Raw genomic sequence first — 24,423 nt, 5'->3', positions numbered from 1 at the left:
GGCCGGGACGGGCCCACGCTCGCCGTCCCCCTATCCTTGGCTTCCTCGGCTCTGCGCTCAGACGCGGACGGTGTCCCGGTCCATCGCCTCACGCAGACTCTTGGGCCGCATGTCGGTCCAGTGCTGGTCTATGTATCCCAGGCACTCCTGGCGGCCTTCCTCTCCGTACGCGACTCGCCAGCCGGCGGGCACATCGGTGAACGTGGGCCAGAGCGAGTACTGCTCCTCGTCGTTCACCAGGACGTAGAACCGGCCGTCGCTGTCGTCGAACGGGTTGGTGGTCATGGGCAACTCCAAATCCTCTGAGAACTCCGCGGCATGTCTTCATGCCGCGCTGTACTGCCGGGTGCTCCTCCTCTCGGCGATCGAGTCGGCGATCTCGCCGCTCCTGATGGCGATGTTCGACAGGAGCGAGGACGCCAGTCCGTGGGTGTGCTCGGTACCGCCCTGGAGGTAGACACCGCAGGACACGTCCGCGGTGGTCGCCAGCCGGTAGTCCCGCTCGACGCGGAAGCGGCCCTCCTGGTCGCGCAGGCAGTGGCCTTCCAGCTCGCCCAGCAGTTCGGTCGGCTCCATCGAGTCGTAGCCGGTGGCGCAGATCAGTACGTCGACGTCGAGCTGGTAGGTCTCGTCGTTGCGCACCGAGTGCATCGTGAGGCGGACGTCGTCGCCGGTCTGCTTCACGGTGTCGACGCGGGAGAGGTTGAGGAACTCCAGCCGGGGGGTCCCGCGGACCTCGTCGTCGTACTGGCGCTGGTGCAGGTCCCTGATCACCTCGTCGTCGACCACCCCGTAGTTGGTGTTCTTGTGGTAGCGCCAGAAGGAGTCCTTCGACCGCTGGGTGCCGTGGTAGTAGTCGTCCACGGCGTCGGCGTCGAAGATGCGGTTGGCGAAGGGGGTGTCGTCCGCGATGGAGTAGCCGTAGGACGGCATGATCGCGCAGACCGTCGCGTCCGGGAGCGCGTCGTAGACGAACCGCACGATCTCGGCGGCGCTCTGGCCGGCGCCGACGACGGCGACCCTTTTCACCCCGCTCTGGTCCAGCTTCCGGAATTTTTCGAGGAATTCCGAGCTGTGCCATATCCGCTCGTCCCTGGCGACACCCGACGGCATCTTGGGGACAAGACCCGTGGACACGACGATGTTGCGGGCCTTGACCAGGCGGGTGGCGCCGCGGGAGCCGGTGTCCCGCATCTCGACCTCCACGTGGTCGGCCGGCCCGTCGGCGCGGGGGAGCTTGATGGACAGCACCTCGGAGCTGTAGGTGACCCGGTCCGCGAAGCTCGACTCGGCCCATTCCAGGTAGTCGTGGAATTCCTGGCGGGTGGGGAAGAACTCCTGGTTGTTGACGAACTGGGCCAGCCTGCCTGCCGCGTGCAGGTAGGAGATGAAGCTGAAGCGCGAGGCGGGGTTGCGGAAGGTGGCCAGGTCCTTCAGGAAGGAGATCTGCATTTTCGCCGACGGGAGCAGCATGTTGCGGTGCCATCCGAGGGTCGGCTGGCGCTCGAAGAAGGCTGCCGACAGCGGCTGGCCGCTTTCCTTGCTCTCGTGCTCCTCAAGGGCTACGGCCAGTGAGAGGTTGGACGGGCCGAAGCCGATTCCGACGACCTCGTAGACTTCTTCCTTGCTTCCCATATCAATTCTCCCGCCGGTGATGGTTTCTGAAAGCTACTGCATGAATTACGGGCCGGTCAATCGCTGTATCGAGAAATACTGAGAAATACCCGAGGAATACCGAGGAATACCGAGGCACGCTGTCCGCGATATCGCATTCCGTGAACCGCTTTTTTCTCAGGCCGCGAGAGGGCAGCCGGGGGCCGGCAGTCTGCCCATCAGCCGGGCGGCCGAGCGATGCGCGTCGGAGTCCCGGTGCGCGAAGTTGTCGCGGACGCGTTCGCGGATGTGCGGGTCCTGTTCCTGGCTGAGCTTGAACATGCCTTCCGCGCCGGACACCTCGATCCTGAAGCCGCCCACCGCCGGAAGGATCTTGCGGAAGTAGTCCTGGGAGTCGGACATGTCCCAGGCGTTGCCGAAGTCGGCCTCGAAGGTGCGCACCGTGGCCCTGACGATCTCCAGCGTCTCCTCGCCGGCCTGGTCGTGCTCGATCTTGCGGAGCACGCCGTGCACATGGACGGCAGTGAAGTCCCAGGTCGGTGCGGCCGGGGTGATCTGATACACCGTCGGCGACACGTAGGCGTGGGGGCCCGTGAAGGTCAGCAGGACCCGGGTGCCGTCCTCCATGGCCTTCCAGTGCGGGTTGGCCCTGTTCATGTGGCCCAGCAGCCGGGCGCCGCAGAGATCGGCCGACCACTCCCCGGTCATCGCCGGGTCCTGGATGACCGGCAGGTGCGTGGCGTAGGGGCCTGCTTCTGGCGGGCCGTTGGAGGTCATCAGCGCCAACGGGTTGCCGCGCAGGATGTCCACCATCCAGGAGGCGGACGGCTGTCGGTAGGGGGCGGGAACGAACATTTGGAAGCACATCCTTCGATGCGAGGTCGTCGGTGGTGCCGCGCGGCCGGGGGTGCGCCTCAGAGGGCGTCTGGCGCGTCGAGCGCTTCGGCGATGGCCGCGGTGACGGCCGGCGCGTGTTCCGGCGTGCAGATCTCGTAGTGGGTGCCGGGGATGTCGTGGACTGTCAGCGTGCCGGTGAGGTGTGACTTCCACTGGTCCATGTACGGCGCCTCGGGATTCCGCGTGGCGTTGAAGAACAGGGCGTCGCCGTCGTACTCGGGCTGCTCGAACCGCTTCAGCATGTCGACGTTGTTGACGACGACGGCGGAGGCGATTTCGAGCAGGCGCTCCTCGTCCGAGTCGGCGAGGTCTCCGATGTGGTCCCTGAGCAGGCCGCGCACTTGCGCGAGTTCGAGGTCCGCGTTGTCGGCGAAATGGCCGCTGGGGGCGGAATCCAGAAGCCCGAGCAGTGCCACTTCGTGGCCGCGGCTCTGCAATTCGGCGGCCATCGCGTGGGCGACCGCTCCGCCGAAGGACCAGCCGATCAGGTGGTAAGGGCCTTCCTTCTGGTAAGAGAATATCTGCTCGATGTAGTCGTCCACCAGTGTTTCCAGGCGGTCGGGAAGCGGTGTTTCACCATCGAGTCCGCTTGCCTGAATTCCGTAGGAAGGACGGTCCGCGGGCAGCCTGCTGGTGAAATTCAGGTAGGGCCATGCCAGGCCGCCTGCCAGGTGGATGAACCACAGGGGTTCCTTGTCGCCGCCGGTCTTGATGGGGAGTACGCGGGCGAAGGGGTCGGCGTTCTCCGTCGCCTCGTCACTCGTTTCCAGGCAGGCCGCGAGTTCCGCGACCGTGGGTGACTGGAACACCGCTCGCATCGGCAATGCCGCGTCCAGCCGGGTGCGGATACGGCTGTTGAGCCGGGTGGCGAGGAGCGAATGCCCGCCCAGGGCGAAGAAGTCGTCGTCGATGCCGACCCGGTCCAGGCCCAGGATGTCGGCGAACAGCTCCGCCAGTGTCTCCTCGGTCGGTGTGCGGGGCGCCCGGTACTCCTGCCCCGCGAACTCCGGGGCGGGCAGGGCGGCCCGGTCGAGCTTGCCGTTGGGGGTCAGCGGCAGCCGGTCGAGGACCATGAAGGCCGCGGGGACCATGAAGGCCGGCAGTTTCTCCGTGGCGTACTCCCGCAGTGCGTCGGCGTCGGGGCACCGGGGTCCGGCGCCCACGACGTATCCCACGAGCTGCTTTCCGGTACCGCGTCGTCCCGCCCAGGCGATGACGGCGGCCTGGGCGACGCCGGGATGGGCGACGAGGGCGGCCTCGACCTCGCCGGGTTCGATGCGGAACCCGCGGATCTTGACCTGGGCGTCGCCGCGTCCCACGTACTCCAGTTGGCCCTGGTCGTTCCAGCGGGCCAGGTCGCCGGTGCGGTACATCCGCTCGCCGGCGGGTCCGAAGGGGCCCGCGACGAACCGCTCGGCGGTCAGGTCGGCCCGGCCGCGGTAGCCGCGCCCGACGTCACCGGCGATGTACAGCTCGCCGACCACTCCGACCTTCACCGGTGCGAGGCCGGGGCCCAGGACGTAGGCGCGTACGTGACCCAGCGGGGAGCCGATCGGGGCGCTGCCGGAGCCGTCCCACTCCGCCACGTCCGGAACGGTGAAGGTGGTGGCGTAGAAGGATTCGCTCTGTCCGTAGGCGTTGACCATCTTCACGCCGGGGAAGGTCTCGCGGATCTGCTGGACGAGACCGGCGGGCAGTGCCTCGCCCGCGAACACCAGGGTGTCGACGTGGGTCCGGTCGGCGAGCTGGTCGACGAGTTCGGCGAAGACCGAGGGGACGGTGCTGATGACGTTGCCGTCCCAGCCGTCGCGCTCGCTCAGGGCGAGCACGTCACGGACGACTTCGACGACGCCGCCGGTGCACAGGGTGGTGAAGATCTCGAAGGCGGAGACGTCGAAGTTCACCGAGGTGCCCGCCAGCATCCGGCGGCCCGGTGCGGCCCCGATGCGGGTGGCCAGGCGCAGGACGCCGTTGACGACGTTGCTGTGGGTGATGGCGACGCCCTTGGGGGTGCCGGTGGAGCCCGAGGTGTACATCACGTACGCCAGTTGCTGCGGCCGCAGGGTCGCCGCCCGTGCCGCGCCGTCGCTGCCGGGTGACTGTTCCGTGGTCAGGTCCAGGTGGTCCAGGCGCAGCAGCGGAAGGTCGGTGTCGGGCAGGACGGGCACGGTGGCCGTGTCGGTGAGGATCAGCTGGGGGGCGGCCTCGGTGAGGATGAACGCGAGCCGGTGGCTGGGGTACTTCGGGTCGATGGGAAGGTAGGCGCCGCCTGCCTTGAGGACGGCGAGGAGGCCGGCGACGAGGTCGGTCGAGCGGGGCAGCGCCACCGCCACCACCGTCTCGGGTCCCACTCCTTGCGCGGTGAGCACGTGGGCGAGGCGGTCCGCCCGGGTGTCGAGCTCTTGGTAGGTGAGCGAGACGCCGTCGCAGACGACGGCCTCGGCGTCCGGGGTGGCCGCCACCTGCTGGGCGAACAGTTCGGGGATCGTCACCTGGGGGGTGGGGGTGTCGACGTGGTTGAACTGGTGGAGCAGCCGGTCGCGTTCGGCGGCTTCGAGCACCTCCACCTGCCCGATGTGCCGGCCGGGGTCCTCCGCGAGCTGCCGCAGGATGCGCTGGAGACTGCCGGCCAGGGACTCCACCGTCTCGCGGTCGAAGACGCTCTCCTTGTACTGCAGGGCGAGCCGCAGGTAGGGGTCGGCGTCGGCCATCAGGGTCAGCGGGTAGTGGGTGCCGGAGAAGGGGCGGATGCCGGTGAACGAGATGCCGCCCGCGGTGTTCGCGTCGGTGAGGCCTTCTTGGTCCACGGGGTAGGACTCGAAGACCACGAGCGTGTCGAACAGGGTGCTCAGTCCGGTGGTGCGGTGGATCTCCGCCAGCCCGTAGTGGTGGTGGTCCAGGAGGGCGGCCTGCCGCTTCTGCAGGTTCCGCAGCATGCCGGCGAAGGTGTCCCCGGGGCCGTAACCGGCGCGGACGGGCAGGGTGTTGATGAAGAGGCCGACCATGGAGTCGACGTCGGTGACCGTCGGCGGCCTTCCGGAGACGGTCGCGCCGAACAGCACGTCCTGGCGTCCGGTCAAGGCGCCGACGAGGACGGCCCACGCTCCCTGGAGAAGGGTGTTGACGGTGATGCCGAGCTCGGAGGCGCGCCGGTTCAGCAGGCGGGCCTCGTCCATGGGCAGGATCACGTCGACCTGGCCGGCGGCCGAGTCGTCCACGTCGTCGCCGGGACGGGTGGTGACGGGGGCGAGAAGGGTGGGCTCGTCGACGCCTTCGAGTTCGCGTGCCCAGGCCTTCGCGGTCTCGTCGTGGTCCTGCCGGGAGAGCCAGAGGAGGAAGTCGCGGTAGCCGCGGGTCCTGGGCAGGACGGTGCCGTCACCGCTCGATCCGTACAGGCGCAGCAGGTCGGTCATGATGATCGGGAAGGACCAGCCGTCGAACAGGACGTGGTGGGCGGTCAGGACCAGCTCGGACGTGTCGGGGCCCGTGGTGAGCAGCGCGAAGCGGAGCAGGGGCGGCCGGGCCGGGTCGAAGTGGCGGTGGTGGTCCTCGGTCAGGAACCGCTCGAAGGCGGCCGTGCGCTCGTCCTCGGGCAGGTGGCTGAGGTCGATCTCCTGCCAGGGCACTTCGACGCCGTCGACGACGACCTGGACCTGGTTGCCGTCGGTGTCGTGGACGAAGGCGGTGCGCAGGTTGGCGTAGCGGTCCAGGAGGGCCTGGCCCGCCGCCCGCATCCGGGCGGGGTCGACGGTGCCGCCGATGTGGAAGGCGATCTGCATCTGGTAGGCGTCGATGGCGTCGTCGTCGTTCAGCAGGGACTGGAAGAGCAGTCCTTGCTGAAGTGCGGTGAGCGGCCAGACGTCGGCCAGGCCCGGGTAGTGGTGCTCCCAGGTCTCGATGTCGTGCTGGCTCACCTTCACCAGGGGCAGGTCGGAGGGGGTGAGTCCGCCGGCGGCGGGGTCGGTGGCGTGCCGGGCCACCGCCTCCAGCGCGGCGCACCACAGGTCGGCGAGTTCCTGGACCTCACTGCGGGTGAACAGGCCCTTGGGGAAGCCGACCACGGCGTCGAGCTGGGCGCCCAGTTCGGTGTCGATGACCGCGGAGTTGATCTCGACCGTCGACATGGCGGGCATGTCGGCGTCCAGTTCGGCGGCCAGGTCGAGGTCGGCCAGCTGGGTGAAGCCGAGGCCGCGGAGGTCTTCGGGCATGTCGGCGGCGGAGAAGCGGCCCAGGTAGTTGAAGCCGATCTGTCCCATGGAGTGCGCGGCCAGTTCCGGGCCGGTCTCCTCGTTGAGGTAGCGCAGCAGACCGAAGCCGAGCCCCTTGTCGGGGATGGCCAGGAGCTGCTCCTTGACCGCCTTGACGACACCACCGGCGGCCGGACCGCCGGCGAACGCCTCGTCCAGCTCGAACCCGGCGGTGTCCAGCCGCACCGGGAACATGCTGGTGAACCAGCCCACCGTGCTCGACAGATCCGCACCCGGCACGACCTCCTGCTCACGGCCGTGCCCCTCCAGCTTGATCAGCGTCGAGGACTCCTCCACCCCACGCTCACGCCGCCACTGGGCGACCGCCAGAGCCAGCGCCGCCAGCAGACCGTCGTTCACCCCACCATGGAAGGCGGCCGGAACCTTGGTCAGCAGCGCCTCGGTGACGGCGACGGGAAGCCGTACGGTGAACTGCTCCTGGGTGGAGAGCAGGTCCACCGCGGGGTCGAGCGGGCGGGAGCCGAGGAGAGGGTCGGGTCCGTCCAGGACGGAACGCCACAGCTCCATCTCGGCGACGCGGGAGGGGCTGTGGGCCTCCTCGATGAGGGCGTGCGTCCAGCGCCGTACGGAGGTACCCACCGGCGCCAGCTCCGCAGCCTTGCCCTCGCGGACCTGCCGCCACGCCTCGGCGAGATCGGGCAGCAGGATGCGCCAGGACACCCCGTCGACCACCAGGTGGTGCAGGGCGATCAGCAGCCGCCCGGCAACCGACGCGTCCGCCGGCGCGAACCACACGAACTGCGCCATCACACCACCGGCCGTGTCCAGCCGGCCCGTCGCCGCATCCAGCTCGACGGCCGCCCGCTCCTGCCACGCCTCGTCCCAGCCACCCTCCCACTCCACCCGGTGAACCAACGCGGCAGCGTCGAGGGAGCCCCGCGGCCCGATCTCGATGACACCCCCGTCGTCCGTCACCAGACGCGAGCGCAGAATGTCATGCCGGTCCAGGACCGCGTTCAGCGTCGCCGCCAGACCGTCGGCATCGATCCCCACCGGCAGCTCCACCGCCAGCGACATGGAGAACCGGTCATAACCACCCCCCAGCTCCGCCATGTAACGCACGATCGGCAGCAACGGCACGGAACCGACACCACCACCCTCGAACTCCTGAAGGACGACCGTGGTGCCGGTGTCGAGGGCCACGAGGGCCAGCTCGGCGACGGTGCGCTGTTCGAAGATCTGCCGGGGGCTGACCTCCAGGCCCTGGGTGCGGGCCCGGGTGACGACCTGGATGGAGCGGATGGAGTCGCCGCCGACGGCGAAGAAGTCGTCGTCGACACCCACCCGGTCCAGCCCCAGCACCTCGGCATAGACCCCCGCCAGGACCTTCTCGGCCGCCGTGCCCGGCGCCCGGTAGGCGCCGCCGGTGAACTCCGGCTCCGGAAGCGCCCTGTGGTCCAGCTTGCCGTTGGGCATCAGCGGCAGCCGCTCCAGCACCACGAACGCGGAGGGCACCATGAACTCGGGCAGGCGCTGGCCGACGAAGGCACGCAGGTCCCGCGAGGACACTCCGGCGGTCAGGTCGTAGTCCGTCTCGCCGACGCTCTCGGCACTCTCCGGCCGGTCCGCGCCGGCCGGGACGACGTAGCCGACCAGCTGCTTGGCGCCGCCGGTTCCGGCCCTGACGACGACCGCGGCCTGCGCGACGCCGGGGTGCGCGACCATCGCGGACTCGACCTCGCCGGGTTCGATGCGGAAGCCGCGGACCTTGACCTGGGTGTCGGCACGGCCGACGTACTCCAGTTCGCCCTGGTCGTTCCAGCGGGCCAGGTCGCCCGTGCGGTACATCCGTGAGCCGGGCTCACCGTAGGGGTCGGCGACGAACCGTTCGGCGGTCAGGGCGGGGCGGCCGAGGTAGCCGCGGCCGACGTTCCCGCCCACGTACAGCTCGCCCACCACGCCGACGGGGGCCGGCTGGAGGGCCGGGCCGAGGACGTAGGTGCGCATGTTGCCCAGCGGGCGGCCGATCGGTGCGCTGGCGCCCGTCTCCCACGCGGTGTCGCCGTGGACGGCGAAGGTGGTGGCGTAGAACGACTCGGTCTGGCCGTAGGCGTTGATGATCCGGATGTCCGGCCGCGCCTGCCGGATGCGGGTGATGAGGGAGGCCGGCAGGGCCTCGCCGGCGAAGACCACCGTGTCCATGGCGGGGCTGTCGGCGATCTGGTCGAGGAGTTCGGCGAAGGCGGAGGGGACCGTGGAGACGATGTGCCCCTGCCAGCCCTCCCGCTCACCGAGGACCAGGACGTCACGGACGACCTCGATCGTCCCGCCATGGCAGAGGTTGGTGAAGGTCTCGAAGACGGAGACGTCGAAGTTGACGGAGGTGCCCGCCAGCGCCGTACGCCCCGGACCGGCCTCGATCAGCCCGGCGAGATGCGTGATGCCGTTGACGACGTTGCGGTGGGTGACCGCCACACCCTTGGGGGTGCCGCTGGAACCCGAGGTGTACATCACGTACGCCAGGTCGTCGGGGCGCAGGGCCGCGGTGCGGTCCCGGTTCGACAGGTTCGCGCACCCTTCGCCGCCGTCGAGGGCGGAGGCCAGGTCGACGTCACCGACCAAGAGGGCCGGGATGTCGGTCCCGGGCAGCACGGACAGGGTGTCGGCGTCGGTCAGCACCAGGTGGGGTGCCGCTTCGGCGAGGATGTGGGCCAGGCGGTGGCTGGGGTACTTCGGGTCGATGGGCAGATACGCCGCCCCCGACTTGAGCACCGCCAGCATCCCCACCACCAGCTCCGCCGTCCGCGGCAGCGACAACGCCACCACCGACCCCGCACCGGCACCACGCGCCACCAGCTCCCGCGCCAGACGGTTCGCCCGCGCGTTCAACACCGCGTACGACAGCTCCACACCCTCACACACCACCGCCACCGCGTCCGGACTCGACGCCGCCTGACGCTCGAACAGCACGGGCAGGGTGTGTACCGGCACCGGCATGAGGGTCTTGTTGTGGCCGCGCACGACCAGTTCGCGCTCGGCGGGGTCGAGGGCGTCCACCAGGCCGACGGGGGCCCCGGGGTGGGTGACGAGGCCGCGCAGGACCCGCAGGAACCGGGTCGCCAGGACCTCTGCCGTCGAGCGGTCGAAGAGGTCGGTCGCGTACTCGATGAGGCCCTGGGCCTCGCGTCCGGCGGGTGTGGTGACCTCGGTGAGGTTGAAGAACAGGTCGAACTTGGCGGTGCCGGTGACGACGGGGACGAAGTCCACGCGCAGGCCGGGCAGGTCGAAGTCGGCCTGGGCGAAGTTCTGCCAGGCGAACATCACCTGGAACAGGGGGTGGTAGGCGGTGGACCGGTCGGGGTTGAGGAGTTCCACCAGCCGCTCGAAGGGGGCGTCCTGGTTGCCGTAGGCGCCCAGGGCCTTCTCCTTCACCTGGGCGATCAGCTCGTCGAACGTCGGGTTACCGGCGAGCTCGGCCCGCAGCACCCAGGTGTTGACGAAGAACCCGATCAGGTCGTCCAGGGCGTCGTCGGTGCGGCCGGCGATCGGGGAGCCGATCGGGATGTCGTCCCCGGCGCCCACCTGGTGCAGCAGTACGGCGAGCACCGACTGCATCACCATCGAGACGGTCACATCGCGCTCGCGGGCCAGCTCCTGCACCGCGGCGAACAGTTCGGGCTCCACGGTGAACTCGGTCATGTCGCCGCGGTGGCTCGCCTTCGGCGGACGCGGCCGGTCGGCGGGCAGCTGAAGCGGCTCGGGGATGCCGGCCAGTTCATCCCGCCAGTAGGCGCACTGCCCGGCGAGGACGCTCCGCGGGTCGGAGTTCTCCCCGAGCAGCTCGCGCTGCCAGACGGCGTAGTCGGCGTACTGGACGGGCAGTTCGGGCAGGTGCGGGGTGCGGCCTTCGCGGCGGGCGCCGTAGGCGGCCGACACCTCGCGGATCAGCGGCGCCATCGACTCGCCGTCGCCGGCGATGTGGTGGATCACCAGCGACAGGATGTGCTCCTGTGCGCCGGTGCGCAGGATGCGGGCCCGCACCGGGATCTCGCGGTCCAGTGCGAACGTGTACTCGGCGGTCTCGGCGATCGCCGTGTCCAGCTCCTCGGCGGTGACGTCGATGACCGGCACGTCGAGGACGGCTTCGGCCGTCGGCACGATCCGCTGGCAGGGGATGCCCTCGGCGTCCTCCGCGAAGACGGTGCGCAGGCTCTCGTGCCGGGCCACGACGTCGCCCAGGGCGGCCGCCAGGGCGGTGGTGTCCAGGTCGCCGGTGAGCTTCAGGTTGAGCGGGATGTTGTACGTCGCCGAGGGCCCCTCGAACTTGTCGATGAACCACAGGCGGCGTTGCGCGAACGACAGCGGAAGCCGCTCGGGCCGCGAGGTGAGCCGCTTGAGCGCCGGACGGACCTCGACGCCCGCCGACAGGTGTGCGGTGAGTTCGGCGACGGTCGGCGCGGCGAAGACCGTCTTGATGGGCAGTTCCGCGCCGAGGACGGTACGGACCCGGCTGATCAGGCGGGTCGCGAGGAGCGAGTGGCCGCCGAGGGTGAAGAAGTTGTCGTCGATGCCGACCCGGTCCAGGCCGAGGACTTCGGCGAACAGTTCCGCCAGGCTCTGTTCGGCCGCGGTGCGCGGTGCCCGGTAGGCGCCGGCGGTGAACTCGGGCTCGGGCAGCGCGGCCCGGTCGAGCTTGCCGTTGGGCATCAGCGGGAGCCGCTCCAGCAGCATGAACGCGGAGGGGACCATGAAGTCCGGCAGGCCCGCGGCCACCGCCTCGCGCAGCTCTTCGGCGGTGACGCCGCCGGGCTCGGTGGGCACGACGTACGCGACGAGCCGCTTGCCGGTGTCGGCGGCGGCCGCTGCGCTGGCGGTGACCACGGCCTGGGCGACGCCGGGGTGCGCCACGACGGCGGCCTCGACCTCGCCGGGCTCCACGCGGAAGCCGCGGACCTTGACCTGGGCGTCGCCGCGTCCCACGTACTCCAGTTGGCCCTCGGTGTTCCAGCGGGCCAGGTCGCCCGTGCGGTACATCCGTGAGCCGGGCTCGCCGTAGGGGTCGGCGACGAACCGCTCGGCGGTCGGGCCGGGGCGGCCGAGGTAGCCGCGGCCGACGTTCCCGCCGATGTAGAGCTCGCCGGTGACGCCCGCGGGCACCGGCTGGAGACCGGGGTTCAGGACGTAGGCGCGCATGTTGCCCAGCGGCGCGCCGATCGGGACGGCGCCGAGGGCCCGCGGGGTGCCGGAGGCGGTGAAGGCGGTGGCGTAGAACGACTCGGTCTGGCCGTAGGCGTTGATGATCCGCGCGCCGGGGAACGCCTCGCGGGCGCGGTTGACGAGGTCGGCGGGGAGTGCCTCGCCGGCGAAGACCAGGACGTCGACCTGCGTGCGGTCGGCGATCTGGTCGAGGAGTTCGGCGAAGGCGGAGGGGACCGTCGAGATGACGTTGCCCTGCCAGCCCTCCCGCTCACCCAGAACCAGCACGTCGCGGACCACTTCGACGCTGCCGCCGGTGCACAGGGTGGTGAAGATCTCGAAGGCGGAGACGTCGAAGTTGACGGAGGTGCCGGCCAGTGCCCTGCGGCCGGGTCCGGCGTCGATGTGTCCGGCCAGCTGTGTGACGCCGTTGACGACGTTGTGGTGGGTGATGGCGACGCCCTTGGGAGTGCCGGTGGAGCCCGAGGTGTACATCACGTAGGCCAGGTGCTGGGGCCGCAGCGGTATCCGGCGGTCGGCGTCGGAGAGGTTGCCCACGCCGGCGGCGGCGTCGAAGTCGACGGCGTCGAAGTCGACGTCGTCGAGGTGGAGCACCGGGGTGCCGTCGGCGGGCACTACGCCGGCGGTGTCGTGGTCGGTGAGGATCAGCTGGGGGGCGGCCTCGGTGAGGATGAACGCGAGCCGGTGGCTGGGGTACTTCGGGTCGATGGGCAGGTAGGCGGCGCCGGACTTGAGGACCGCGAGGAGTCCGATGACGAGCTCCGCCGAGCGAGGCAGGGACAGCGCCACGACCGCTTCGGGGCCCACGCCCCGGCCGGTCAGCTCCCGCGCCAGGCGGTTCGCCCGCGCGTTGACCTGTGCGTACGTCAGCTCGGTGTCCGCGCAGACCACCGCCACCGCGTCCGGGCTCTGGGCGGCCTGTGCCTCGAAGAGAGCGGGGAGGGTGAGCGAGGGCGCCGGCGCGTCGGTGTCGTTGTACCGCTCCAGGAGGCGGACGCGCTCGGCGGGCTCCAGGATGTCGACGCGGCCGACCGGCAGGGCCGGGTCGGTGATCAGCTGGCGCAGGACCCGCATAAGGCGCGCCGCGATGACGTCGACCGTCTCGCGGTCGAGGACGTGCTCCTGGTACTGGAGGGTGAGCCGCAGGTGGGGGTCGGCGTCCGCCATGACGGTCAGCGGGTAGTGGGTGCCGGTGGACGGGCGGATGCCGGTGAAGGCGATACCGGCGGCCGAGTTGGCGTCGCTGAGCCCGTCCCGGTCGACCGGGTAGGACTCGAAGACGACGAGGGTGTCGAACAGGGTCGCCAGGCCGGTGGCCCGGTGGATCTCGGTGAGGCCGTAGTGGTGGTGGTCGAGGAGGGCCGCCTGCCGCTTCTGCAGGTCGCGCAGTACGTCGGCGAGTGTGTCGGCCGGGGTGTACTCGACGCGGACGGGGAGGGTGTTGATGAACATGCCGACCATGGAGTCGACGCCCGTGACCGCCGGGGGCCGTCCGGAGACGGTGGCTCCGAACACCACGTCCTGCCGTCCGGTGAGCTGGCCGAGCAGCACCGCCCAGGCGCCCTGGACGAGGGTGTTGACGGTGACGCCGAGCTCGGAGGCGCGCCGGTTCAGGTCGCGGATCTCCGCCGGCGGCAGGGGGAGCTCGACATGTCCGATGCCGGAGCTGCCCTCCTGGGCGGCGCCGCCGGGTACCAGCAGGGTCGGTTCGTCCACGCCGGCGAGGTCCTTGGCCCAGGCGCGGGCCGTCTCTTCGTCGTCCTGCCGTGCGAGGTGGGTCAGGAAGTCCTTGAAGCCGCGGACCCTGGGCAGTACGGAGGCGTCGCCGGCCGACCCGTACAGCCGGAGGATGTCCTGCATGAGGACCGGCAGGGACCAGCCGTCGAACAGGACGTGGCTGGCGGTCAGGACCAGTTCGGAGGCGTCCGGCGCGGTCTTGACCAGGGTCAGCCGCAGCATGGGCGGGGCGGCCGGGTCGAAGCTGCGGCCGTGGTCCTTAGCCAGGAACCGGTCGAAGGCGTCGGCGCGGTCCCGCGCGTCGAGGTGGCTGAGGTCGATCTCCTGCCAGGGCACTTCGACGCCGTCGACGACGACCTGGACCTGGTTGCCGTCGGTGTCGTGGACGAAGGCGGTGCGCAGGTTGGCGTGCCGGTCCAGGAGGGCCTGGCCCGCGACCCGCATCCGGGCGGGGTCGACCTCGCCCTCGATGTGGAACGCCATCTGCATCTGATAGGCGTCCCAGGAGTCGTCGTTGAGCAGGGTGTGGAAGAGGAGCCCGGCCTGCAGGGGGGTCATCGGCCAGACGTCCGAGACGCCCGGGTAGCGGCTCTCCCAGGCTTCGATGTCGTGCTGGCTCACCTTCACCAGGGGCAGGTCGGAGGGGGTGAGCCCGCCGGCGGCCGGGTCGGCGGTGTGCCGGGCCAGCGCGTCCAGCGCGGCGAACCACAGGTCGATGAGTTCCCGGACGTCCTCGTGGGCCAGGAGCCCGGCGGGGAACCCGGCCGAGACGTCCAGCTGGGCGCCGAGTTCGGTGTCGATGACCATGGAGTTGAGTTCCAGCGCGGACATCGCCGGCATGTCGGCGTCCAGGGGCGCCGACATCTCGCAGAGCTGGGTGAAGCCGAGGCCGCGGAGGTTCTCGGGCATGTCGGCGGCGGAGAAGCGGCCCAGGTAGTTGAAGCCGATCTGTCCCATGGAGTGCGCGGCCAGTTCCGGGCCGGTCTCCTCGTTGAGGTAGCGCAGCAGGCCGAAGCCAAGACCCTTGTCGGGGATGGCGAGAAGCTGTTCCTTGACCGCCTTGACGACACCACCGGCGGCCGGACCGCCGGCGAACGCCTCGTCCAGTTCGAACCCGGCGGTGTCCAGCCGCACCGGGAACATGCTGGTGAACCAGCCCACCGTGCTCGACAGATCCGCACCCGGCACGACCTCCTGCTCACGGCCGTGCCCCTCCAGCTTGATCAGCGTCGAGGACTCCTCCACCCCGCGCTCACGCCGCCACTGGGCGACCGCCAGAGCCAGCGCCGCCAGCAGACCGTCGTTCACCCCACCATGGAAGGCGGCCGGAATTCTCGTCAGCAGCGCCTCGGTGACGTCCGTGGGCAGTTGCAGCTGTACGTAGTCGAGGGCGGAACGGGTGTCGATGGCCGGGTCGAGCGGGCGGGAGCCGAGGAGAGGGTCGGGTCCGTCCAGGACGGAACGCCACAGCTCCATCTCGGCGACGCGGGAGGGGCTGTGGGCCTCCTCGATGAGGGCGTGCGTCCAGCGCCGTACGGAGGTACCCACCGGCGCCAGCTCCGCGGCCTTGCCCTCGCGGACCTGCCGCCACGCCTCGGCGAGATCGGGCAGCAGGATGCGCCAGGACACCCCGTCGACCACCAGGTGGTGCAGGGCGATCAGCAGCCGCCCGGCAACCGACGCGTCCGCCGGCGCGAACCACACGAACTGCGCCATCACACCACCGGCCGTGTCCAGCCGGCCCGTCGCCGCATCCAGCTCGACGGCCGCCCGCTCCTGCCACGCCTCGTCCCAGCCACCCTCCCACTCCACCCGGTGAACCAACGCGGCAGCGTCGAGGGAGCCCCGCGGCCCGATCTCGATGACACCCCCGTCGTCCATCACCAGACGCGAGCGCAGAATGTCATGCCGGTCCAGGACCGCGTTCAGCGTCGCCGCCAGACCGTCGGCATCGATCCCCACCGGCAGCTCCACCGCCAGCGACATGGAGAACCGGTCATAACCACCCCCCAGCTCCGCCATGTAACGCACGATCGGCAGCAACGGCACGGAACCGACACCACCACCCTCGAACTCCTGAAGCGTCGGGCCCGTTCCGTCGTCGCTCGTGGCGACCTCGGCGAGCGCGGCGACACTCCGGCACTCGAAGATCTGCCGGGGGCTGACCTCCAGCCCTTGGGTGCGGGCGCGGGAGACGACCTGGATGGAGCGGATGGAGTCGCCGCCGACGGCGAAGAAGTCGTCGTCGACACCCACCCGGTCCAGCCCCAGCACCTCGGCGTAGACCCCCGCCAGGACCTTCTCGGCCGCCGTGCCCGGCGCCCGGTAGGCGCCGCCGGTGAACTCCGGCTCCGGAAGCGCCCTGTGGTCCAGCTTGCCGTTGGGCATCAGCGGCAGCCGCTCCAGCACCACGAACGCGGAGGGCACCATGAAGTCGGGCAGCTGCTGTGAGGCGTGGGCGCGCAGTTCGGCGGCTTCTATGCCGGACCGGAAGTCGTGGCTGTCGTGGTCGCTGGTGAACGCGGGGACGACGTAGCCGACCAGCTGCTTGGCTCCGGTGCCGGTCGCCTCGCGGGCGATGACCGCGGCCTGGGCGACGGCAGGGTGGGCGACCAGGGCCGCCTCGACCTCGCCGGGTTCGATGCGGAACCCGCGGACCTTGACCTGGGCGTCGCCGCGTCCCACGTACTCCAGTTCGCCCTGGCCGTTCCAGCGGGCCAGGTCGCCGGTGCGGTACATCCGCGCGCCGGGCTCACCGTAGGGGTCGGGCAGGAAGCGTTCGACGGTCAGGCCGGGGCGGCCGAGGTAGCCGCGGGCCACGTTCCCCGCGATGTAGAGCTCTCCCACGACACCGGGGACGACGGGCCGCAGGCCGGGGCCGAGGACGTAGGCGCGCATGTTGCCCAGCGGCCGGCCGATGGGGACGTTGCCTGAACCGTCCCAGGCGTCGTCGGCGGCGATGGTGAAGGCGGTGGCGTAGAACGACTCGGTCTGGCCGTAGGCGTTGACGACGCGCACCCCGGGGAAGGCCTCGCGCACCCGGGTGACCAGGGCGGCGGGCAGGGCCTCGCCGGCGAAGACGAGCGTGTCGACCGTGGTGCGCCCCACGATCTGGTCGAGGAGTTCGGCGAAGGCGGAGGGGACCGTCGAGATGACGTTGCCCTGCCAGCCCTCCCGCTCACCGAGGACCAGGACGTCACGGACGACCTCGATCGTCCCGCCATGGCAGAGGTTGGTGAAGGTCTCGAAGACGGAGACGTCGAAGTTGACGGAGGTGCCCGCCAGCGCCGTACGCCCCGGACCGGCCTCGATCAGCCCGGCGAGATGCGTGATGCCGTTGACGACGTTGCGGTGGGTGACCGCCACACCCTTGGGGGTGCCGCTGGAACCCGAGGTGTACATCACGTACGCCAGGTCGTCGGGCCGCGGCGAGCCGCCGAGGCCGATGTCGCCGTTCTCGCCGTTCTCCAGGTCGACGTCGTCCAGGTGCAGCCTGGGTGTGTCGGTGACCGGGAGCACGGACTCCGTGCCGGTGTCGGTGAGGATCAGCTGCGGCTTGGCCTCGGTGAGGATGTGGGCCAGGCGGTGGCTGGGGTACTTCGGGTCGATGGGCAGATACGCCGCCCCCGACTTGAGCACCGCCAGCATCCCCACCACCAGCTCCGCCGTCCGCGGCAGCGACAACGCCACCACCGACCCCGCACCGGCACCACGCGCCACCAGCTCCCGCGCCAGACGGTTCGCCCGCGCGTTCAACACCGCATACGACAGCTCCACACCCTCACACACCACCGCCACCGCGTCCGGACTCGACGCCGCCTGACGCTCGAACAGCTCCGGGATGGTGGTGTCGGGGACAGGGGTGTCGGTGGCGTTGATCTCGGCCAGGGTGTGGCGCTCGGCCGGCTCCAGCGGGTCGACGCGTCCCACCGGCACCGACGGGTCGGCCATCAGGGCGCGGAGCACGCGCACAAACCGGGCTCCGATGGAGTCGGCCGTGCCGCGGTCGAAGAGGTCGGTGGCGTACTCGATGGTGCCGCGGGCCCCGCCGTGCTCGGTGGGGGCGACGTTGAACTCCAGGTCGAACTTGGCGGTCTCCGTGCCGAGCTGCTCGAAGTCGAGCCGGGTCGTCAGGCCCGGCAGGTCGACGTCGGCCCGGGTGATGTTCTGCCAGGCGAAGAAGACCTGGAACAGCGGGTTGTAGGCGGTGGACCGCTCCGGGCTGAGCTGGTCGACGAGCATCTCGAAGGGGGCGTCCTGGTTGTCGTAGGCGCCCAGGGCCTTGTCCTTCACCTGGTCGAGGACGTCCTCGAAGGTGGGGTTGCCCGGCAGCTCGACGCGCAGGACCCAGGTGTTGACGAAGAACCCGATCAGGTCGGCGAGGTCCTCGTCCACCCGGCCGGCGATCGGGGAGCCGATCGGGATGTCGTCGCCGCCGCCCAGGTGGTGCAGCAGCACGGCGAGCACCGACTGCAGCACCATGGAGACGCTCAGCCCGCGCTCCTGGGCCAGCTTCTCCACGGCGGCCCGCAGCTCGGGTTCGATGTGGAACTCCACGTGGCCGCCGTCGTGACCGGCCACCGCGGGCCGGGGGCGGTCCAGCGGCAGGTTCAGCGGCTGGTCCATGCCGGCCAGCTGCTCGCGCCAGTAGGCGAGCTGCCCGTACAGGAGGGACTCGGGGTCCTTCTCGTCCCCGAGCAGCTCGCGCTGCCACAGCGCGTAGTCCGCGTACTGGACCTCCAGTTCCTCCCAGCCGGGCTCGTGGCCCGCGCGGCGGGCGGTGTAGGCCGCCGACAAATCGCGCAGCAGCGGTACCGCCGACTCCCCGTCGGCCGCGATGTGGTGGAAGAGCAGGACCAGCACGTGTGCGTCGGGGGCGTGCCGCAGGACGCACGCCCGGACCGGGATCTCCGCGTACAGGTCGAACGCGTAGGAGATCGCCTCCTTGATGGTGTGGTCCACCTCGTCCGGTGACACCGGCACGACCGGTACGTCGACCACTGCTTCCTCGGCGGGCAGGATCCGCTGGTAGGGGACTCCCGCCTCCTCGAAGAGGACGGTGCGCAGGACCGCGTGCCTGGCGACCACGTCCCGGACCGCCGTCGTGAGCGCGTGCGTGTCCAGCTCGCCCGTCAGGTGCAGGGCCAGGGGCACGTTGTAGGTCGCCGAGGCCCCTTCGAAACGGTCGAGGAACCACAGGCGGCGCTGGGCATAGGACAAGGGGATCACTTTGGGTCTACTCCTTGGTCATCTTGCGTAGACGGGGCCGGCTCTTGGTGGTACCTGTGGCCTGGACTTGACCCGAAAGCTCCGCAATCGTCGAATACTGGAAAATCGTCCGGATCGAGGTCTCGATCCCGAGGGTCCTGCGCATCCGGCCGATCAGCCGGGTCGCCTTCAGCGAGTTGACGCCGAGGGCGAAGAAGTTGTCGTCGATGCCGACCCGCTCGACGCCGAGGACCTCGGCGAACAGCGCGCACAGCGCCTCTTCCTGCGGGGTGCGCCCGGGCCGGTGGCACCGGCCCGCCGTCTCGGCTCCCGGTGCGGGGAGCGCCTGGCGGTCCACGCTGCCGTCGGCCGCCGTCGGCAGCTCCTCCAGGGGTACGAAGGCCGCCGGGACCATGTGGTCCGGCAGGCGCCGCGCGAGGAACTCGCGCAGCTCCCCGGTGTCGGCCGAGTGGCCCCGCAGGGCGACGACGTAGCCGATGAGCTGCTCGTCGTCGCCGGCCGCGGGCACCACCGCCGCCTGCGACACCGACGGGTGCGCGGCCAGGGCGGCCGCCACGTCCTCGGTGCGGAAGCGGTGGCCCCTGATCAGGACCTCCTCGCCGCCCGAGCCGACGTACTCCAGTTGGCCCTGGTCGTTCCAGCGGGCCAGGTCGCCGGTGCGGTACATCCGCGAGCCGGGCTCACCGAAGGGGTCGGCGACCAAGCGCCGGGAGGTCAGTGCGGACTGGCCCCGGTAGCCCCGTGCGACCTCGCCGGCGATGTACAGCTCGCCGGTGACGCCGGGAGGCAGCGGTTGCAGTGCGGGGCTGAGGACGTAGGCGCGCATGGCCCCGGCCGGGGCCATGGCGCGGACGGTCTCGGCCGGGCCGTGGGCGTTGACCACCCGCACGCCCGGGATCGCGTCCCGGACCCGCTGTACGAACGATCCGAGCAGCACGTCGCCGGTGAAGACCACTGTTCGGGCGTGGACCGCGGCCGTGGCACCGTTGAGCAGCGCAGCCAGGAGCGGGGCGACCGTGCTGATCACATCGCCGCGCCAGCCGTTGGTGCCGAGGGCCGTGAGGTCCTGGGCGAGCTCGACGCCGGCGCCGGCGCTCACGCAGGCCAGGAGCTCGAACGCCGCCGTGTCCGTGTGCGGCGACGTCGCGAGCACCCTCGCCCCGGGCGTGATGCCCGCGGCGGTGGCGAAGCGTCGTACGCCCTCGGCCAAAGCCCGGTGGCTGAGTGCCATGCCGTCCGTGGCCCCGGGCGCGTAGCGCACGCAGGCCAGGTTCTGCCGCAGCAGGGGCGCACGCCGGTCGGCGTCGGCCGGGTCGGTGTCCGGGCCCTGGGTGCACTGCGGGTCGTCGAGGTGGACGAGCGGGATGCCGGTCAGGGCGAGTCCCGGTGCCGCGTCAACGGAGGCGAGGATCAGTTCGGGGGTTGCCTGCGCGAGGACCCTCTCCCGTTGCGCCGCACTCTGCTCGGGGCTCAGCAGCGCGTAGCCGGCGCCCGACTTGAGGGTGGCAAGGAGCGCGACGGCCAGTTCCGCGGAGCGCGGCACGGCCAGGGCGACCACGGTCTCGGGGCCCGCGCCGCGGCGGATGAGGCCGTGGGCCAGGCGGTTGGCGCGGGCGTTCAGCTCTTCGTAGGTCAGTGTCGTGGCCCCGAAGGTCACCGCGATCGCGCCGGGATCGGCGGCCGCGCGCCGCTCGAAGAGGGCGGCCACGGTCTCCCGCTCCCCCGCCTCCCGCGAGTCTTCGGGCGTGGGCCGCGCGGAGGCGAGCAGGTGCGCGCGCTCGGCGTCGAGGAGCAGGTCGACGGTGCCGATCCGGCGTTCGCCGCTGTCGGCGGCCAGTTGGTTCAGGACGGACCGGAACCGGTCGGCGATGTGCTGCGCCGCGTTGCGGTCGTAGAGGTGCGACTGGTATTGGAGGGTCAGCCGGCCGTCCTCGACGATCAGCGCCAGAGGGTAGTTCGCGCCGCCCAGCGACTTCAGGCCGGTGATCTCGAATCCGGCCGCGGTCCTCGCCTCGGCGAGGCCGGCCGGGTCCGCCGGATAGGACTGGAAGGCCACGATGGTGTCGAAGAGGGCGTCCACCCCCGCGGCCTGGTGGATCTCGGTCAGGCTGTGGTGGTGGTGGTCCAGGAGCTCACTCTGCCGGTCCTGGAGGCCGGTGAGGAACTCGGCGAAGGTGCTGTTCGGCTCGCAGCGGGCCCGCACCGGCAGGGTGTTGATGAAGAGGCCGACCATCGACTCCACCCCCGGGAGCGTGCCGGGCCGCCCGGAGACTGCGGCGCCGAACACCACGTCCTTGCGGCCGGTCAGCGCGCCGAGCAGGACCGCCCAGGCGCCCTGGACCAGGGTGTTCACCGTGACGCCCAGCTCCGCGCCGCGCCGGGTGAGCGCGTTCGTCTCCTGTGCGGTGAGGGCGAGTTCGGCCTCCTGGACGCCGGTGTCCGCCCCCCGGGGGTGACGGCGGGCGCCACGAGCGTCGCCCCGTCCAGGCCGGCGAGTTCGTCGGCCCAGGCCCGGGCGCTCTCCTGGCTGTCCTGCCGCGCGAGCCAGGCCAGGAAGTCCTGGTAGCCGCGGACCGGGGGCAGCGTGCTCGCGTCGTCGCCGGCGGCGTAGAGCCGCAGCAGGTCTTCGGCGATGAGCTGTTCCGACCAGCCGTCGATCAGTACGTGGTGGGCGGTGAGGACCAGTTCGGCGCTCCGGGGGCCGCGCCTGACCAGTGCCATGCGCAGCAGGGGCGGGCAGGCCAGGTCGAAGCGGGCGGCCCGGTCCTCGGCCAAAAAGCGTGCGAACGCCTCGTCCTGGCCGGTGTCGGTCAGGTCGCTCAGGTCGATCTCCCGCCAGGGCAGTTCGACGCCGTCCGTGACGATCTGGACGAGGTCGCCGGCCGCGTCGGGCGCGAACGCCACCGTGAGGTTGGCGTACCGGTCGATCAGGCTCTGGCCCACGGCCCGTATCCGGTCCGCGTCGAGCGGCCCGCTCAGGCGGTAGACGGTCTGCATGTGGTAGGTGTCGGCGCCGGTGTCGGCCAGCATCGACTCGAAGACCATGCCGGACTGCATCGGGGTGAGCGGCCATACGTCCCTCAGCCGCGGATAGCGCTGCCGCAGCGCGTCGAGGTCCTGCGCGGTGAGGCTCAGCAGGGGCGCGGAGGTGTCCTCCTCGGCGTCCGCCGTGCCGGTGGCGGCCTCGGCGAGGAGGGCGACGGTGCGCAGCTGGAGGATCTGGCGGGGGGTGATGGCCAGGCCGTGGGTCCTGGCCCGGGTGACGGCCTGGATGGCGCGGATGCTGTCGCCGCCCAGGGTGACGAAGTCGTCGTCGAGGCCGACGCGGTCGACGCGCAGGACGTCGGCGTAGACACCGGCGAGGATCTTCTCCCGGCCGGTGCCCGGCGCGCGGTAGTCGGCCGCGGCCGGGTGGGGCTCGGGGAGGGCCTTGCGGTCGACTTTGCCGTTGGGGGTCAGGGGCAGCCGGTCGAGGGGCACGATCGCCTTGGGGACCATGTACGGCGGGAGCCGGTCCGCGGCGAGCCGGTGCAGCGCGTCGAGGCCCACGTCCTCGCCGTCTGCCGCGACGACGTAGGCGACGAGCTGGTTGCGGTGGGCCACCACGGCGCTCTGCTGCACCGCGGGGTGCGAGCGCAGGACCGCCTCGATCTCGCCGAGCTCGACCCGCAGCCCGTTGAGCTTGACCTGGAAGTCCCTGCGGCCCAGGAGTTCGATCAGCCCGTCGGCGCCGAAGCGAGCCATGTCCCCGGTGCGGTAGACGCGGTCGCTCACCTCGCCGTACGACCACTCGATGAACCGCTCGGCGGTGCGCTCGGGCTGGTCGAGGTAGCCGCGGGCCACGCCCGTACCGGCCAGGTACAGCTCGCCGGTGACGCCGGGCGGCACGGGCTGGAAGGCGTCGTCGAGGATGTAGGTGCGCTGGTTCGCCATCGGGCGGCCGTAGGGGATGCTCGCCCACCGCGGGTCGGCCTCGTCCACCTCGTAGATCGTGGAGTGGATGGAGGCCTCGGTGGCGCCGCCCAGGGTGAACAGGCGCATCGCGGGGGCGACCGCGCGGACCCGGCCGGGCAGGGGTACGGGGATCCAGTCGCCGCCCAGCATCGCCGCGCGCAGCCGGTGCAGCGGCTCGGCGCCGCTCTGTTCGAGGTGGTCGACCAGCAGGTCCAGGAGGGCCGGGGCCGAGTTCCAGACGGTGATGCCGTACTCGACCAGGAGTTCGGCCCAGTGCGCCGGGTCCTTGCCGCGTGCCGGGGAGGGGATGACGACGGTGCCGCCGGCGGCGGTGATGCCGAGGTACTCGTAGACGGACAGGTCGAAGCTCGGGGACGACAGGGACAGCACCGAGTCGCCCGGTCCTGCGGTGAAGCGGGAGTTGAGGTCGGCGATGTTGTTGATCACGCCGCGGTGGTGGAGCGCGATCGGCTTGGGCGCGCCGGTGGATCCGGAGGTGTGGATGACGTAGCAGAGGTGGTCGGGGGTGGCCAGGGGGGCCGGGTCGTGGTCGGGTGCGGCGGACAGGTCGGTGCCGCCGGGGCCGAGCAGGACCAGCGGGGTGTCGCCGCGGTCCGGCAGGCGCGAGGCGAGTTCGCGGCGGCTGACGGTGACCGAGCAGGTGGTGCCGCTGACCATGCCGGCGATCCGCTGGGTGGGGTAGTCGGGGTCCAGGGGGACGTAGGCGCCGCCTGCCTTGAGGATGCCGAGCATCGCGATGAGGAGTTCGGGCGAGCGTTCGAGGCACAGTCCGACCCGGGTGTCCGGTCCGACGCCCAGGGAACGCAGGTGGTGGGCGAGGCGGTTGGCCGCGGCGTTGACGTCGCCGTAGGTGAAGCGGGCGCCCTCGTACACCGCCGCTGTCGCGTCCGGCCGGCGCTCGGCGTGGGTCTCGAACGCCTCGTGGAGGCAGGTGCCGTCCGCCAGCGCGGTCCCGGTCCGGTTCCAGTCGACGAGCATGCGCCGCAGCTCGGCGTCGGTGAGCAGGCGCAGCCGGGTGACCGGCTCGTCGGGCCGCTCCAGCGCGTCCGTCAGGATGGTGCGGTAGTGGGCGAGGATCCGGCGCGCGGTCCCGGTGTCGAACAGGGCGGTGTCGTAGTGGAGGGCGACGAGGTCGTCGCCGACGACGAGTCGCAGTTCGTGGGGGGCCGGGCCGTCGGCGGGCTCCGCCGGGTCCCCGAAGGCGAGGGCCACGGGGGCGGGTTGCGCCGCCGATGCCGGGCCGAGGACGGTGGCGTCGGCGAGTTCGCGCAGCGTCGTCGTGCCGGTGACCTGGAGCCGGGCGTGGCCGGTGCCCGAGGCGTCGGCGCGGTCGTATCCGATGTCCTCCTGGGTGGTGTAGCGGTGGAGGAGGGCGGCGAAGGCGGCGGCCTGTGCCGAGCGCCGGTCGAGTCCGCCGGTGGGGGTGTGGCCGGCGAGGGGGGCGCTTGCCACGGCCGTGCACCGGGGCGGTGAGCCGGGGCGCCGCGGCCGGTCCGTGGGCAGAAGGACCGGCGCGTGTGCCGGGCCCGTGTCCTTGGGGGCGTGG

6 protein-coding genes are annotated in these 24,423 nt (G+C 71.2%); all 6 read right to left on the bottom strand.

Annotation, left to right across the window (positions count from 1 at the left end; all coding sequences use genetic code 11):
- Positions 1-57: 57 nt before the first annotated feature.
- The 6 genes from ACOBQB_RS09660 to ACOBQB_RS09635 all read right to left on the bottom strand — a co-directional run bounded on the left by ACOBQB_RS09660 (position 58) and on the right by ACOBQB_RS09635 (position 24,329).
- A complete protein-coding gene (locus tag ACOBQB_RS09660; RefSeq protein ID WP_423590603.1) occupies positions 58-285 on the bottom strand; it encodes an MbtH family protein in 228 nt (75 codons plus the stop codon).
- Positions 286-324: 39 nt separating this feature from the next.
- Positions 325-1,635 carry a lysine N(6)-hydroxylase/L-ornithine N(5)-oxygenase family protein gene (locus ACOBQB_RS09655; protein WP_423590602.1) on the bottom strand — a complete coding sequence of 437 codons (1,311 nt, stop codon included), beginning with the start codon at positions 1,633-1,635 and terminating at the stop codon, positions 325-327.
- A gap of 156 nt (positions 1,636-1,791) precedes the next feature.
- Complete coding sequence (locus tag ACOBQB_RS09650; protein WP_423590601.1) at positions 1,792-2,469, bottom strand: FMN-binding negative transcriptional regulator; 678 nt, start codon at positions 2,467-2,469, stop codon at positions 1,792-1,794.
- Between the two features lie 59 nt (positions 2,470-2,528).
- A complete protein-coding gene (locus ACOBQB_RS09645) occupies positions 2,529-18,902 on the bottom strand; it encodes an amino acid adenylation domain-containing protein (RefSeq protein ID WP_423590600.1) in 16,374 nt (5,457 codons plus the stop codon).
- A 7-nt stretch (positions 18,903-18,909) separates the two neighbouring features.
- Positions 18,910-21,267 carry a non-ribosomal peptide synthetase gene (locus tag ACOBQB_RS09640; RefSeq protein WP_423590629.1) on the bottom strand — a complete coding sequence of 786 codons (2,358 nt, stop codon included), beginning with the start codon at positions 21,265-21,267 and terminating at the stop codon, positions 18,910-18,912.
- A complete protein-coding gene (locus ACOBQB_RS09635; protein WP_423590599.1) occupies positions 21,252-24,329 on the bottom strand; it encodes a non-ribosomal peptide synthetase in 3,078 nt (1,025 codons plus the stop codon). The genes ACOBQB_RS09640 and ACOBQB_RS09635 overlap by 16 nt, the downstream gene beginning before the upstream one ends.
- Positions 24,330-24,423 lie beyond the last annotated feature (94 nt).

The sequence above is a fragment of the Streptomyces sp. G5(2025) genome (assembly GCF_049542075.1).
Taxonomy (GTDB): domain Bacteria; phylum Actinomycetota; class Actinomycetes; order Streptomycetales; family Streptomycetaceae; genus Streptomyces.
The sequence above is the reverse complement of the archived record's forward strand: the minus strand, read 5'-3'. Positions and strand labels throughout refer to the sequence as shown.

Bases quoted from the DNA above. Each gene is read 5' to 3' on its own strand.
- ACOBQB_RS09655 (WP_423590602.1), bottom strand. From the start codon at position 1,635: ATGGGAAGCAAGGAAGAAGTCTACGAGGTCGTCGGAATCGGCTTCGGC.
- ACOBQB_RS09650 (WP_423590601.1), bottom strand. From the start codon at position 2,469: ATGTTCGTTCCCGCCCCCTACCGACAGCCGTCCGCCTCCTGGATGGTG.
- ACOBQB_RS09660 (WP_423590603.1), bottom strand. From the start codon at position 285: ATGACCACCAACCCGTTCGACGACAGCGACGGCCGGTTCTACGTCCTG.